The organism is Citrobacter sp. L55, assembly GCF_002850715.1.
Lineage (GTDB): Bacteria > Pseudomonadota > Gammaproteobacteria > Enterobacterales > Enterobacteriaceae > Citrobacter > Citrobacter braakii.
Genome location: NZ_KZ559406.1, coordinates 93,472 through 107,265 on the forward strand (window position 1 = coordinate 93,472; position 13,794 = coordinate 107,265).

The 13,794-nt window shown below is 49.1% G+C and carries 15 protein-coding genes; 8 read left to right on the plus strand and 7 right to left on the minus strand.

All coding sequences use genetic code 11. From position 1 onward, the window contains the following. Positions 1-31 precede the first annotated feature (31 nt). The gene (urtA, locus tag B9P82_RS17045; RefSeq protein WP_016156478.1) at positions 32-1,303 is read right to left on the minus strand and encodes an urea ABC transporter substrate-binding protein; all 1,272 of its coding nucleotides are present in this window, start codon (positions 1,301-1,303) and stop codon (positions 32-34) included. Positions 1,304-1,789: 486 nt separating this feature from the next. Between urtA and mgtS the strand changes: the two genes are divergently transcribed. Both mgtS and B9P82_RS29445 read left to right on the plus strand, forming a co-directional pair. Continuing rightward, on the plus strand, positions 1,790-1,885 hold the full coding sequence (gene mgtS, locus B9P82_RS17050; RefSeq protein ID WP_003032406.1) for a protein MgtS: 96 nt from the start codon (positions 1,790-1,792) through the stop codon (positions 1,883-1,885). Positions 1,886-2,284: 399 nt separating this feature from the next. Next, positions 2,285-2,458, plus strand: a complete 174-nt coding sequence (locus tag B9P82_RS29445) for a YnfU family zinc-binding protein (protein ID WP_213083734.1) — start codon at positions 2,285-2,287, stop codon at positions 2,456-2,458. Between the two features lie 166 nt (positions 2,459-2,624). On the opposite strand, the gene dcp is transcribed toward B9P82_RS29445, so the two are convergent. Beyond that, positions 2,625-4,670 carry a peptidyl-dipeptidase Dcp gene (gene dcp / locus B9P82_RS17060; protein ID WP_101700668.1) on the minus strand — a complete coding sequence of 682 codons (2,046 nt, stop codon included), beginning with the start codon at positions 4,668-4,670 and terminating at the stop codon, positions 2,625-2,627. 136 nt (positions 4,671-4,806) lie between these two features. On the opposite strand from dcp, the gene ydfG reads away from it, so the two are divergent. From ydfG to ydfZ, 3 genes are all read left to right on the plus strand, one after another. Further along, the gene (gene ydfG / locus B9P82_RS17065) at positions 4,807-5,553 is read left to right on the plus strand and encodes a bifunctional NADP-dependent 3-hydroxy acid dehydrogenase/3-hydroxypropionate dehydrogenase YdfG (protein WP_016153061.1); all 747 of its coding nucleotides are present in this window, start codon (positions 4,807-4,809) and stop codon (positions 5,551-5,553) included. 86 nt (positions 5,554-5,639) lie between these two features. After that, positions 5,640-6,326 carry a GntR family transcriptional regulator gene (locus B9P82_RS17070; RefSeq protein ID WP_101700669.1) on the plus strand — a complete coding sequence of 229 codons (687 nt, stop codon included), beginning with the start codon at positions 5,640-5,642 and terminating at the stop codon, positions 6,324-6,326. A 188-nt stretch (positions 6,327-6,514) separates the two neighbouring features. Then, entirely contained in the window at positions 6,515-6,718 is a 204-nt protein-coding gene (gene ydfZ / locus B9P82_RS17075; RefSeq protein WP_003032393.1) for a putative selenium delivery protein YdfZ, read from the plus strand. A 74-nt stretch (positions 6,719-6,792) separates the two neighbouring features. Here ydfZ and B9P82_RS17080 read toward each other — a convergent pair whose 3' ends face one another. From B9P82_RS17080 to B9P82_RS17095, 4 genes are all read right to left on the minus strand, one after another. Next, complete coding sequence (locus B9P82_RS17080) at positions 6,793-8,259, minus strand: mannitol dehydrogenase family protein (RefSeq protein WP_101700670.1); 1,467 nt, start codon at positions 8,257-8,259, stop codon at positions 6,793-6,795. A gap of 159 nt (positions 8,260-8,418) precedes the next feature. Continuing rightward, complete coding sequence (locus B9P82_RS17085) at positions 8,419-9,753, minus strand: MFS transporter (protein ID WP_049041486.1); 1,335 nt, start codon at positions 9,751-9,753, stop codon at positions 8,419-8,421. A gap of 60 nt (positions 9,754-9,813) precedes the next feature. Further along, positions 9,814-11,028: a starvation-sensing protein RspA gene (rspA, locus tag B9P82_RS17090; RefSeq protein WP_016153056.1), complete on the minus strand. Its 1,215-nt coding sequence runs from the start codon at positions 11,026-11,028 to the stop codon at positions 9,814-9,816. A gap of 107 nt (positions 11,029-11,135) precedes the next feature. Continuing rightward, complete coding sequence (locus tag B9P82_RS17095; RefSeq protein ID WP_016153055.1) at positions 11,136-11,462, minus strand: YnfA family protein; 327 nt, start codon at positions 11,460-11,462, stop codon at positions 11,136-11,138. A 153-nt stretch (positions 11,463-11,615) separates the two neighbouring features. Between B9P82_RS17095 and B9P82_RS17100 the strand changes: the two genes are divergently transcribed. Both B9P82_RS17100 and speG read left to right on the plus strand, forming a co-directional pair. Next, complete coding sequence (locus tag B9P82_RS17100) at positions 11,616-11,957, plus strand: DUF1283 family protein (RefSeq protein WP_046274464.1); 342 nt, start codon at positions 11,616-11,618, stop codon at positions 11,955-11,957. A gap of 35 nt (positions 11,958-11,992) precedes the next feature. Further along, the gene (gene speG, locus B9P82_RS17105; RefSeq protein WP_006684613.1) at positions 11,993-12,553 is read left to right on the plus strand and encodes a spermidine N1-acetyltransferase; all 561 of its coding nucleotides are present in this window, start codon (positions 11,993-11,995) and stop codon (positions 12,551-12,553) included. Positions 12,554-12,560: 7 nt separating this feature from the next. Here the strand turns inward: speG and B9P82_RS17110 are convergent, their stop codons facing one another. Further along, positions 12,561-13,271 carry a YnfC family lipoprotein gene (locus B9P82_RS17110; RefSeq protein WP_029139534.1) on the minus strand — a complete coding sequence of 237 codons (711 nt, stop codon included), beginning with the start codon at positions 13,269-13,271 and terminating at the stop codon, positions 12,561-12,563. A gap of 102 nt (positions 13,272-13,373) precedes the next feature. Here B9P82_RS17110 and B9P82_RS17115 point away from each other — a divergent pair, with 102 nt between their 5' ends. After that, on the plus strand, positions 13,374-13,682 hold the full coding sequence (locus B9P82_RS17115) for a DUF1161 domain-containing protein (RefSeq protein ID WP_101700671.1): 309 nt from the start codon (positions 13,374-13,376) through the stop codon (positions 13,680-13,682). Positions 13,683-13,794 lie beyond the last annotated feature (112 nt).

Sequence of the window (13,794 nt, forward strand, 5' to 3'; positions counted from 1 at the left end):
AAGCGTTGCCCTCCCGCTGGAGGGCGTAAGATCAGTTGCTGGCGGTTTTAACGGGCTGTTCAGATTTTTTATCATTACCGGCGATATACGGACTCCACGGCTGGGCGCGAACCGGCGCTTCGGTTTGCCACACCACGTTAAACTGGCCGTTGCCTTCAATCTCGCCAATCATGACGGGTTTATGCAGGTGATGGTTGGTCGCATCCATGGTCAGGGTAAATCCTGATGGTGCCGCGAATGATTGTCCTGCCATAGCCGCCCGGACTTTATCCACATCGGTAGTTCCGGCTTTTTCTACTGCCTGCGCCCACATATGCAGGCCAACATAAGTGGCTTCCATAGGGTCGTTGGTCACCACCGAATCAGCATTCGGCAGCTTATGCGCTTTGGCATACGCCCGGTAATCCGCGACGAACTTCTTGTTGGCCGCATTATCTACGGACTCAAAGTAGTTCCACGCAGCCAGGTTGCCCACCAGCGGTTTAGTATCGATACCGCGCAACTCCTCCTCACCCACTGAGAATGCCACCACCGGAACATCCGTGGCTTTCAGGCCCTGGTTCGCTAACTCTTTATAGAATGGAACGTTAGAATCCCCGTTGATGGTCGATACCACCGCCGTTTTTCCCCCTGCGGCGAATTTTTTAATACTGGCAACAATGGTCTGGTAATCGCTGTGTCCGAATGGGGTATACACCTCTTCGATGTCTTTATCGGCCACGCCTTTCGAATGCAAAAAGGCGCGTAAAATTTTGTTAGTCGTACGCGGATAGACATAGTCCGTACCCAGCAGGTAGAAGCGCTTAGCGCTGCCGCCGTCCTCACTCATCAGATACTCAACCGCCGGGATCGCCTGCTGATTAGGCGCAGCGCCGGTATAGAAGACGTTAGGTGACATCTCCTCACCTTCATATTGCACCGGGTAAAACAGCAGACCGTTCAATTCTTCAAATACCGGTAAAACCGATTTACGCGAAACCGATGTCCAGCAGCCGAAAACCGCCGCTACCTTGTCCTGGCTCAGTAACTGACGTGCTTTTTCAGCAAATAACGGCCAGTTCGAAGCCGGGTCAACCACCACCGGTTCCAGCTTTTTGCCCAATACACCGCCCTGCGCATTGATTTCATTAATAGTCATCAACGCCACATCTTTCAGCGGCGTTTCGGAAATAGCCATGGTGCCGGATAACGAATGCATGATGCCAACCTTAATAGTGTCGGCCGCCTGAACACTAAAACTCATTCCCATTGCGACAACAGAGGCGGAAAGCGCAAAAGCTTTTAAAAATGTACGACGCTGCATAGTTTCACTCCTGAAATTAGTCTTGTTGAAAGCTCCGGTGCAGCCGGGCAGACAAAACGGTGCAAATTAAGGGTATTCAGAAGTGATAAGGCAAAAACGATGCCAGATATTCAAACATCATATAAAATCAATGAATTAGAATTTTAGGCACAAAAATCAGTATTAATTTTTGCCGCCAGAAGGATTAATCGCGTGAAAGATTGAACCACAATGAGACAACTCTGCATTATAAACGTGCAACAATCTGTGTCTGTCACACACGGTCATAACGGCGTGCCCCAGTATAAAAACGTGGTTATTTGTTCGCAGATAACCGTGCCTTGTCACTATTATTTATTTTTCCCGACGTAATCACGTCAAAATTTTACTTTTCCGCCGAAATAATCACACAGTTCAGCCTTTGTTTAAGATTGAATTGCTACTATAGTCATAAGCGAGGTGAACTTAAGGTAAGAGAGGAAACTCACAAATAAAGGAGCATTTACTATGCTGGGTAATATGAATATTTTTATGGCTGTTCTGGGAATTATTTTATTTTCCGGTTTCCTGGCCGCGTATTTTAGCCACAGATGGGATGATTGATGAACGGAGATAGTCCTGAACCGACCCGGCCCCTTGCTGCGTAGCTGCACAAGGGGCCATTTTTTTACCTGAATTCCCCCTCCCGGCACCTTTTCCCTGATGTACAGATAAAAAAAACCGCCGGATAAACCAGCGGTAAATGCTTGCATGGATAGATTTGTGTTTTGCTTTTATACGCTACCTGGCAATTCCCTGCGAAGATAACGGATAGTTGGCTAATCTATCATCGACAACCCCAATGAACGTTAAACGAAACGTAACTACCTTCTATAAGTGATGTTGGCCGCTAATGAGATTCCTGCAAACCGTACTGTAATCCATGTCATCGCAATGGTTATAAAATGAGCTATTTATTGCTTCATAGTGTATGGTAAGCACCCCATCACAAGGACAATCAATATGTCGATACTCAAAGATATTAAGATGCGTACTTTACGACCAGTGAAAAGTACCTGTCCTCACTGCTGCCGCCAGTCAATGCACAGCCTGTCGAGAATAAAAAACAACATAACGTTAGTCTGCCCCAACTGCGGCAATACCTACCTTCCTTCCCAAAGCAAACCAGTCAAGTAACGTAAGAACAGGAAAACAATGCCGACCTTTCACCAGCAGCACTCCCTACCCGAGCGTCTCTATGAGATGCAAGGCATCAATACCCAACAACGATTCATTTTGCTGAAGAAAAAATCCAGCTAACAACCGGGCACCACGCCCGGTTCAATTTTCTGGCTGACCTGTCTTAAGCGCTCAAGCCACGATGTTCCAGCATGGGTTCCATGCGCGGTTCACGCCCGCTCCACTGGCGATAAAGTTCAGTTAAATCAGTGCTGTTTCCGCGGGACAAAATTGCTTCGCGGAATTTCTGTCCGTTTTCACGGGTTAATCCGCCCTGCTCTACGAACCACTGATAGCCGTCATCGGCCAGCATTTGCGTCCACAGATAGGCATAATAACCTGCGGCATAACCGCCACCGAAGATATGGGCAAAATAACTGCTGCGATAACGCGGCGGCACGGCCTTGAGATCCAAACCTTCCGCCGCCAGCGCCTGCTGTTCAAATTGATCGACCGGATGAGATGACTCGCTCAACTCCAGAGAGTGCCAGCGCATATCCAGCAATGCCGCGCTGAGCAGTTCGGTCATGTCGTAACCTTTGTTAAACAGACTGGCCCGCTGCATTTTATCCCGCAATGCCTGCGGCATTTGCTCCCCGGTATCAACATGTCGGGCAAAACGGGCAAAGACCTGAGGATGGCTCGCCCAGTGTTCGTTGATCTGTGAAGGAAACTCGACAAAATCACGCGGAGTGTTGGTCCCAGAAAGCGTGGCATAACGCTGAGTGGCGAACAGACCGTGCAATGTATGTCCAAATTCATGAAATAGCGTAATAACATCATCCCACAGCAGCAATGCAGGCTGATCCTGCGCAGGTTTTTGATAATTACAGACGTTGTAAATAACCGGTCTGGTTTCTTTAAGCAGCGATTGCTCAACAAAATTGCCCATCCAGGCTCCGCCGCTTTTTGATTCCCGGGCAAAGAAATCACCGTAAAATAGCGCTAACCCTACGCCATCATGATCGAATATTTCCCATACCCGAACATCCGGGTGATAAACCGGAAAGTCGAATCGCTCAACGAATTTGATGCCAAAGAGTTGATTGGCCGTCCAGAAAACGCCCTCGTTCAGCACCGAATCCAGGGCAAAGTAAGGTTTGAGCTGTGCCTCATCAAGGTCATATTTCTCACGACGGACCTGCTCGGCATAAAACGACCAGTCCCAGGCCTCGGCGCTAAACGACTCGTGTTCTTGAAAGATAACGTTCTGGATTTCAGCCTGCTCATCCAACGCCCGCGCCCGCGCGGCTGGAACAATAGATCGCATAAATGTCAGTGCCGCTTCCGGCGTTTTTGCCATCTGGTCGGCAATTTTCCAGGCTGCGTAATTGGCAAAACCAAGCAGTTGCGCCTGCTGCATCCGGATTGCTACCAGTCGCTGAATAATAGCTCGCGTGTCGTTGGCATCATCATTTTCAGCCCGCGTCCATGCGCGGGTGAACAGTTTTTCGCGGGTCTGACGATCGCGTAAAACCGCAAGCGCCGGTTGCTGTGTTGTGTTTAATAGCGGGATAACCCAACGCGCTTCAAGCCCTTTCGCCCTTGCAGCTTCGGCGGCAACGGCAATTTCTTCTGTGCTCAGCCCCTCCAGATGCCGGATATCATCCACCACCATAGCACCTGACGTGTTGGCTGCCAGCAACCGTTGATTGAACTGGCTGGTCAGCGTGGCGGACTCCGTATTGAGCGCTTTAAGTTTGGCTTTATCGGTCTCGTTCAGACGGGCGCCGGCCAGTACAAAACGCTGATACACGACCTCCAGCAGACGTATTGATTCGCTATCCAGACTTAACGTACCACGCCGTTGCCAGACAGCTTCGACACGGGCGAAAAGCGCGCCATTGAGATAAATATCATTGGCAAGGTTCGCCAGCTCTGCGGAAAACTCTTCGTCAAGGCGCTGTAGTTCATCGTTGGTGTGCGCCGCCGTCATCGCGAAGAAAACGCTGGTCACGCGCGTGAGCAGCCCCCCGCTTTGTTCAAGCGCCAACAACGTATTAGCAAAATCAGGAACCTGTGAGTTTTGCACAATAGCGTCGATCTCGGCGCGTTTTTGCCGCACGCCTTCATCAAACGCTGGACGATAATGCTGCACGTCGATCTGATCAAACTGCGGTGCCTGATACGGCAATGTGCTGTGATGTAAAAATGGATTCGTTAACGACATCTTTCACTCCTGAAAACGATTTGTTTACCAGAGTAGACTTCCCGGGAATCGACCGCAATCGCGTTAAGCAGGAATAGCTCTGAACGGAAATGACGTGCTATGGTAGTACTACATAAAAAGCGTTGAGGAACAGTGAATGATCGTTTTAGTAACCGGAGCAACCGCAGGTTTTGGTGAGTGCATTACGCGTCGTTTTATTGAGAATGGGCATAAAGTTATTGCCACCGGACGCCGCCAGGAGCGCCTGCAGGAACTCAAAGATGAGCTGGGTGACCGCCTCTATACCGCGCAACTGGACGTACGTAATCGTGCATCAATTGAAGAGATGCTGAACGCCTTACCCGCTGAATGGCGCGATATTGATGTTCTGGTCAACAATGCGGGTCTGGCGCTGGGCCTTGAGCCAGCCCACAAGGCCAGCGTTGAAGACTGGGAAAATATGATCGACACCAACAACAAAGGCCTGGTTTATATGACCCGTGCCGTTCTGCCAGGCATGGTTGAGCGCAACCGCGGTCATATTATCAATATCGGTTCTACCGCGGGAAGTTGGCCATACGCTGGTGGGAACGTCTACGGTGCGACCAAAGCGTTTGTTCGCCAGTTTAGCCTGAATTTACGTACTGACTTACACGGCACTGCGATTCGCGTTACCGACATTGAACCGGGTCTGGTTGGCGGTACGGAATTCTCTAACGTACGTTTCAAAGGCGATGATGCTAAAGCTGAAAAAGCCTACGAAAATACCACTGCGCTGACCCCGCAAGATGTTACAGAAGCGGTATGGTGGGTGGCGTCCTTACCCGCTCATGTCAACATTAACACCCTTGAAATGATGCCTGTCACACAGTCTTTTGCCGGACTGAGTATTCATCGGAGCTAATTTCTCTGCCCGGCCTTGCGCCGGGTATAGATAGCCTGAAATAAGTGATAAGATCTCCGGGTTAACTCTCTAAAAAGTAAGAATGAATGACCGTAGAAACGCAGCTAAACCCTACACAACCGGTAAATCAACAGATTTACCGTATTCTTCGTCGTGATATCGTGCACTGTCTGATTGCACCCGGTACGCCGCTGTCGGAAAAAGAGGTTTCCGTACGCTTTAATGTGTCACGCCAGCCGGTACGAGAAGCATTCATCAAACTGGCAGAGAACGGTCTGATTCAGATCCGCCCGCAGCGTGGCAGCTACGTAAACAAAATTTCGCTGTCGCAGGTGCAGAACGGCTGTTTTGTTCGCCAGGCAATTGAATGTGCCGTGGTCCGCCGCGCCGCATCACTGATCACCGATAAACAGTGCTATCAGCTCGAACAAAATCTGCATCAGCAGCGCATCGCGATTGATCGAAAACAAATCAATGATTTCTTCCAGCTAGATGACGAATTTCATCAGAAACTGGCTTTAATCGCTGAGTGCCAGCTCGCCTGGGACACCGTTGAGAATATTAAGGCCGCGATTGACCGCGTTCGCTATATGAGCCTGGATCATATCTCTCCGCCTGAAATGCTGCTGCGTCAGCATCACGATATTTTTACCGCACTTGAGAAACATGATGGCGATGCCGTTGAGCGCGCAATGATGCTGCATCTCCAGGAAATTGGTGAGTCCGTTCAGCTAATCCGTCAGGAAAATAGCGACTGGTTCAGCGAAGATTAATATTACGCTCACCTCACACCGAGGTGAGTTTCTCCTGCCTTCCCCTCTCCCGCACATCTGCATAAAAAAAGCTGTGATTTTGATCGAAAACAAAAAAAATCATTAACGAGAAGCGTATTTATATTGCGCCCGTTACGTGGGACTAGAGCCCACGGGCTTTGACGGTAAGTTGGAAAGGAGAAAACACCATGAAAACATACGATCGTAACCGTAACGCAATCACCACTGGCAGCCGCGTCATGATTAGCGACACCGGACTTACAGGCCGCATTACAGCGATAGATACCGATGGCCTGACCGCTGAGCAAATTCGCCGCGGGAAAACAGTGGAAATCGAAGGGTGTGAAGGTAAATATGCCCCCCTCGAACTGATTCGTTTGGGCATGAACTAATTGGTGTGAATGCCAAAAAACAATGCGCCATCTGGCCCGTTTATAGCCAGATGGCGACTTAAATGATGTTCTCGTTACTTCAGTTTTGCTGCATACTTCGCAACGGTTGCTTTCGCCCCTTTAGCCAGTAAAGCAAGATAGGCTTGTGTGACCTGATTCTTGAACAATTCTACCTGCGGCAGTTCACGACCAAAAATAGCATCGATCGCCAGCAGCGCCTGGACACGATCTTCGCCCTCGTTACTGCTATGCACCGCTTTCTGGATCACCGGTAACAGCGGATCGCTGATTTCAATCGCCTGGCCCTGATCATCCACACCGCCGACGTAACGCATCCAGCCAGCCACGCCCAGCGCCAGCAGTTCAAAGTGGCTACCGTGCACAATGTGCCAGCGAACGGAGTCCAGCATACGCTGCGGCAGTTTTTGACTGCCGTCCATCGCGATCTGCCAGGTGCGATGACGCAGTGCCGGGTTGCTGTAGCGCTCAATTAACAGATCGGCATAGTGCGGAAGATCCACACCTTTCACTTTTAACGTGGGCGCTTGTTCCTGCAACATCAGCGCGCGAGCGGCGAGGCGATAATTTTCATCGCCCATGCAATCGTTAATGTGCTGATATCCCGCCAGATACCCCAGATAAGCAAGGAAAGAGTGGCTGCCGTTGAGCATACGCAGTTTCATCTCTTCAAACGGAATGACATCAGCAACCAGCTCCGCTCCCGCCTTCTCCCATTCAGGGCGGCCAGCGACAAAGTTATCTTCAATAACCCACTGACGGAACGGTTCACATGCCACGCCTGCCGGATCGCGTACGCCGGTAATGTGTTCAATTTTGTCCAGCGTATCCTGGGTAACTGCAGGGACAATGCGGTCAACCATTGTCGACGGGAATGTGACATGTTGTTCGATCCACGCAGCCAGTTCCGCATCCACCGCCCGGGCATACGCGGTGACAACATTGCGTATCACATGACCGTTTTCCGGCATGTTGTCGCAGGACATCACGGTAAAGGCGGCTAAACCCGCAGCTTTGCGGCGTGCAAGCGCCTCAACCACAACGCCTGGCGCAGTTTTTGGCTGTTTTGGGTTTTGTAGATCGGCGGCAATCATTGGGTTGTCTAACATCAATTGACCGGTCGCCGGAGAATGGCAATACCCTTTCTCGGTAATGGTCAGGGAAACAATCGCAACCTGCGGTTCACTCATCGCAGCCAGTACGCTTTCCAGACCATCAACCTGCGCATGCAGCGCATTTTTCACCACGCCCACGACTCTTGCAGTCCAAGCATCCGCAGACATTTCTGCAACGGTATACAGGTTATCTTGCTGTTTCAGATCGGCAATCTGCTGCTCGCCGCCAATCAGGTTCACTTCGCAATAGCCCCAGTCACTGCCGTGATCCGCAGCGAGAATGTCAGCGTAAACCCCCTGATGTGCGCGGTGAAATGCGCCAAACCCCAGATGAACAATACGCGGAACCAGTTTTGTACGATCGTAGTCGGGAACTGCAGCCTTTGCCGTTAAGAGCTTGTTTTGCATGGTATGACCTACTTATCAATGAAATCAGGATTGATTCAGAGTAACGCCTGTATGGTTGTATGTTTTGATTTGCATTAAGCTTTTAATGATTGGTATGACATCACTTAAAGCTGTGTACCATAAAAGGTAAATTTGGCGGCATATTGCCGCCAAAGGATATTAATGTTTCTGCCACTGCTGGTATTCACGTTTAAGCCTTTGCGGTGCAGTTTCCGGCATCATCAGCAAACCAATAACTGAGATGACGCCAAGTACAATCACATAGGTTGCGAGTCCATAATAATGTCCACCAGTTACTTGCAGAATTTTTACTGCTACTAAACCAAGAATCCCACTACCAATTAGCGATCCCAACTGCCAAATTAATGCTATTCCGCTACAACGAATATGAGTCGGGAAAAGCTCTGGGAAATAAGATGCCTGAGGTGCATAACACATACTATGCCCAACGCTCAGTACCAGGATCATTACTATTTGCGTAAGCCAAAAGCTATCCTGATTGATTGCAAGGAAGAAAGGAATAATCATAACAACCTGGAGCAATGCGCCGATAATATAAACTGGTTTACGCCCAATTTTGTCGCATAGCGAGCCCATCATCGGTATTGCAATTATTTCTATAATCACCGCAACAATCATTGTCTCCATCAAGATATTTGCATCGAGATTGTTTGCCTTACCGTATGCAAGGACAATCACTGTAAACATTGCAAATGTGCAGGCCTCAATCAGCTTCGCACATACTCCCTTAACGACAATTCCCGGAAAATCACGGATAACTTCAACTAATGGACGTGATTCTTCTGCTTTTGTCTCCCTAATCTGAGCAAAGACTGGTGATTCATCAATTTTTAAGCGGATAAATAACCCAACAATAACCAGCAACAGACTTAACAGGAACGGTATACGCCACCCGTAATCCATCATTGCCTCTGGAGAAAGTGTGGCATTTAACAACGCAAAGAGTGCTAACGGCAGAAGAAAACCAACTGGGGCACCGATTTGAACCCAACTCGAAAAAAATCCACGATGTTTGGGCTCAGAATATTCAGCAGTCATCAATACTGCACCGGCTTGTTCTCCTCCAACACCAAAGCCCTGTAATACACGAATAAATATAAGTAAAGCTGGAGCCCATACACCTATTTTTTCATATGTAGGTAACAACCCAATACAGAATGTCCCTAAGCCAACGATTAATATAGTAATAACCAGTGCTTTTTTGCGCCCGACCTTATCGCCAATATGCCCAAAGACAATTCCTCCTAATGGTCTAGCCAGGAAACCAACGGCATAGGTTGCAAAAGCAGCCAGCGTACTAATTAACGGATCGTCACTTGGGAAAAATAAATGACCAAAAAAGAGTACAGCTGCTGTCCCATATGCAAAGAAGTCATAGTATTCGGCAGCAGTACCAATTGCGGAGGCTGAAGCCACTCTGCGAATAATGGGTTTATTATCTACGTTATTTTTAATATCGACTGAACTAACCATAAGTTTTACCTTCTGTAGGGTATTGAGTTAATCAACATCTTTCGTACGTAAAATTTATATTTACCAGTTCCACAACGTGCCATCTTCCAGACGAGCAACAGGCAGATATGCAGGGTCATACGGATATTTCGCCGCCAGCTTTTCATCAAACTCGATCCCAAGACCTGGTTTGTCTCCAGGATGCATATAGCCGTTATCAAAGGTCCAGTTGTGCGGGAACACTTCCAACATTTGCTCGGAATACCCCATATATTCCTGTACGCCGAAGTTCGGCACCCACAGATCAAAGTGCAACGCAGCGGCCATGCATACTGGGGACAGATCGGAAGGTCCATGCGAACCGGTACGTACCTGATACAGCGACGCGAAATCGGCAATTCGACGCATGCCAGTGATACCGCCCGCATGGGTGATGGTGGTGCGGATATAGTCGATCAATTGCTCTTCGATAAGCTGTTTGCAGTCCCAGATGCTGTTGAAAACTTCCCCTACCGCAATCGGCGTGACCGTATGCTGGCGGATCAGGCGGAAGCATTCCTGGTTTTCAGCCGGGGTTGGGTCTTCCATCCAGAACAGACGGTATTGCTCGATGCTTTTGCCGAAACGGGCCGCTTCAATTGGCGTCAGACGGTGGTGCATATCGTGCAGAAGATGTTCGTTGAAACCAAACTTGTCGCGCACGGCTTCAAACAGTGTTGGTGTGAAATCGAGGTACTTCTCCGTTGACCATAACTGCTCTTCTGGCCACTGCCCTTTGGTAGCGGGTTCGTAGGCCAGTCCTTTGCCTTTAGACATACCGTAAGTGGTTTTCATACCCGGCACGCCGCACTGCACGCGAATTGCTTTAAAGCCCATCTCTTTATGACGCGCATAATCTTCGAGTACGTCATCAACGGTATGGCCTGTGGTGTGACAGTAAACCATAACGCCTTCACGAGATGCACCGCCGAGCAACTGGTACAACGGCATATTCGCCGCTTTCGCTTTGATGTCCCACAATGCCATATCCACCGCGGAAATCGCCGACATGGTGACCGGACCACGACGCCAGTACGCGCCTTTGTAGAAAAACTGCCAGATGTCCTCAATTCGGTGCGCATCGCGACCAATCAGTTGCGGACAAACATGATCTTTCAGATAGGACGCTACGGATAACTCGCGTCCGTTTAACGTGGCATCTCCCAGCCCAGTGATCCCATCGTCTGTGGTAATTTTCAACGTGACAAAATTACGCCCCGGACAGGTGACAAACACTTCAGCCCCAACAATCTTCATCTCTTATTCCTTGCATTTGTTCTTGTGATGCAGGAAATTTACCCAACTGAGCTACTACCATACAAGTATGAAGATCAAAAAAACGCTGATTGATCACAAAAAAGGCGCTATGCGCGCCCCCACCCAGCCACAATAATCAGCATGCCGCACAATGCCACCAGCGCGCCTGACCAGTCGTACAGGCTAAGTTTTACGCCGTCAACAATACGTAGCCAAAGCAACGCTGTCACCACGTAAACTCCACCATAGGCCGCGTACACACGCCCGCTTGCTGCCGGATGTAGCGTCAGTAACCAGACGAATAAGGCCAGTGACATCCCGGCGGGTATCAGCAGCCAGGCCGTAGCCCCTCGCTTAAGCCAGAGCCAAGGTAAAAAGCAGCCAATGATTTCGCATAACGCGGTGATGAAAAAAAGGAATGTGGTCTTAAGCATTGATGTTATTCAGTTACTTTCGGTTTAACCATGATACGACAGAATGTCGTTAGCGTATCCATCTCCGCTGAGTGGGTATGCCCGCAAGCCGGAATAGTGTAGAATTTAACCCTGTTTTATTGTTTTTTCCCTTTCCCATAAAAGGAATTCGCCATGAATATGACACTGACCAAACGCCTGTGCCTGACGGCTATGCTGACGCTGGCTGCGGCTGTGTACACCTCTTCCGCATTTGCTGAAACCAGTAAACTGATCATTGAATCCGGGGACAGTGCGCAAAGTCGTCAACAGGCAGCAATGGAAAAGGAACAATGGAACGATACGCGTCAGCTACGCCAGAAGGTCAACAAGCGTGCAGAGAAAGAGTGGGACAAAACCGACGCTGCTTTCGATAGCCGTGATAAGTGCGAACAGAGCGCTAATATTAATGCGTACTGGGAGCCCAACACCCTGCGCTGCCTCGACCGCCGCACTGGCCGCACCGTTGCCCCATAATGATTGCACTTTGAAAGATATTGAAAGGATACGATATGACTAGCGCCCTCAGTGTTAAGCTGCGCCCGCTGGAGCGTGAAGATTTACGATTTGTCCATCAGCTTGATAACAACGCCAGCGTAATGCGTTACTGGTTTGAAGAACCTTACGAAGCATTTGTTGAGCTGTCAGATCTGTATGACAAGCATATCCACGACCAAAGCGAACGTCGCTTTGTTGTGGAATGCGACGGTGAAAAAGCCGGACTGGTGGAGCTGGTTGAAATTAACCATGTGCACCGCCGGGCAGAATTCCAGATCATTATTTCGCCGGAATATCAGGGCAAAGGTTTGGCTTCCCGGGCTGCTAAGCTGGCGATGGATTACGGCTTTACCGTACTTAACTTATATAAGCTGTATCTGATCGTTGATAAAGAGAACGAAAAAGCCATCCACATCTACCGTAAACTCGGCTTTATGGTCGAAGGCGAGCTGATTCATGAATTCTTTATCAACGGTCAATACCGCAACACTATCCGCATGTGTATCTTCCAGCAGCAGTATCTGGCAGAACATAAAACGTCAGGTCCTAACCTGCTGCAACCTACCGCTCAGTAAAGACTGACTAATAGTAATCGATGGTGTTTTCAATCGAGTAATGGTGTTCAACTGCCGGCTTCACGCTCTCGTCAACGATAACAAGCTGGCAGTTGACCGGATTAGCATAGTCATCATACTTGCACGTTTGTTTTACATTACCTAACGGATGGTTATTGAGCAGACTTACCGCGGTGTAATCCAGCTTCTTTAACGGGTCAACCGACGGTTTGGCATCAACCTGCAAGGTATTGTCCTTATTGACGGTGGTTTTACCCAGCGGGTAGCCTTCCGCATCATAGCGATATTGCACCTTCATCTCTTTTCCCGTGGCGGAAACGACAAAACCGTTATCGTCGGTATCCCATACCACGCCCGCCGCAGGCAGTTCTGCTAACTGACATTTACCCTGTAAGCGGATCCGTTTTTCCAGCGTTTTGGCGTCCCGGTAATAGTTAGCATCCAGGACCAGCGCCATGCCGGTATTGCTTTCAATATCATGCAATTCAAGCGTATCGAAGCACCCTTCCTGTGAGAGCGTACCGACAACGCGCTTGGTGACTTCACCTTTGTCATTAAGCAGCGTCTGGCTGAAATCTTTTACTGGCCCGCGCAGCGGATCGAAATCAAATTCATTGGAAAAACTGGCCATTTCCGGCGTAAAGGAATCCAGGCCTTTGGCGTTATCACACCCGGCCAACACGACGCACAGGAAACCTAACAAGATCTTTTTCTTCACATTTTTCACCGGGATAAGAAGATAATTCTCAATCATATTAGCAAATACAGTTATTTACACCAGAAATGCTAATCTTAGTCCAGGTCGATCATAAAGGAGCTGATGATGAAATACATAACAGGAATTGCCGCGCTCTTACTGGCCGTCGCGTCCCCGCAGGTTTTGGCGGCACCGGCGTCATGTGAACGCGTGAAAAGTGATATCGAACAGCGCATCATTAATAATGGCGTTGCTGAATCCAGCTTTACGCTGAACATTGTTCCCAACGATCAGGCCGATCAGCCTGATTCACTGGTCGTGGGACATTGTGCAAACGATACGCACAAAATTCTCTATACCCGAACCAACAGTGGCAACGCCCCTGCCAATAGCACCCCTGCCCATGACGGGCACGTCGCCGAACCGCAATAAATCACGCCCTCCGTGCGCGGAGGGTCACTCCAGTTTGATATGCATTAAGATGACATACCCATAAGTGGGTAAACTCAAACCATTATTAGCATGCTATTAATTTCGTTATAGA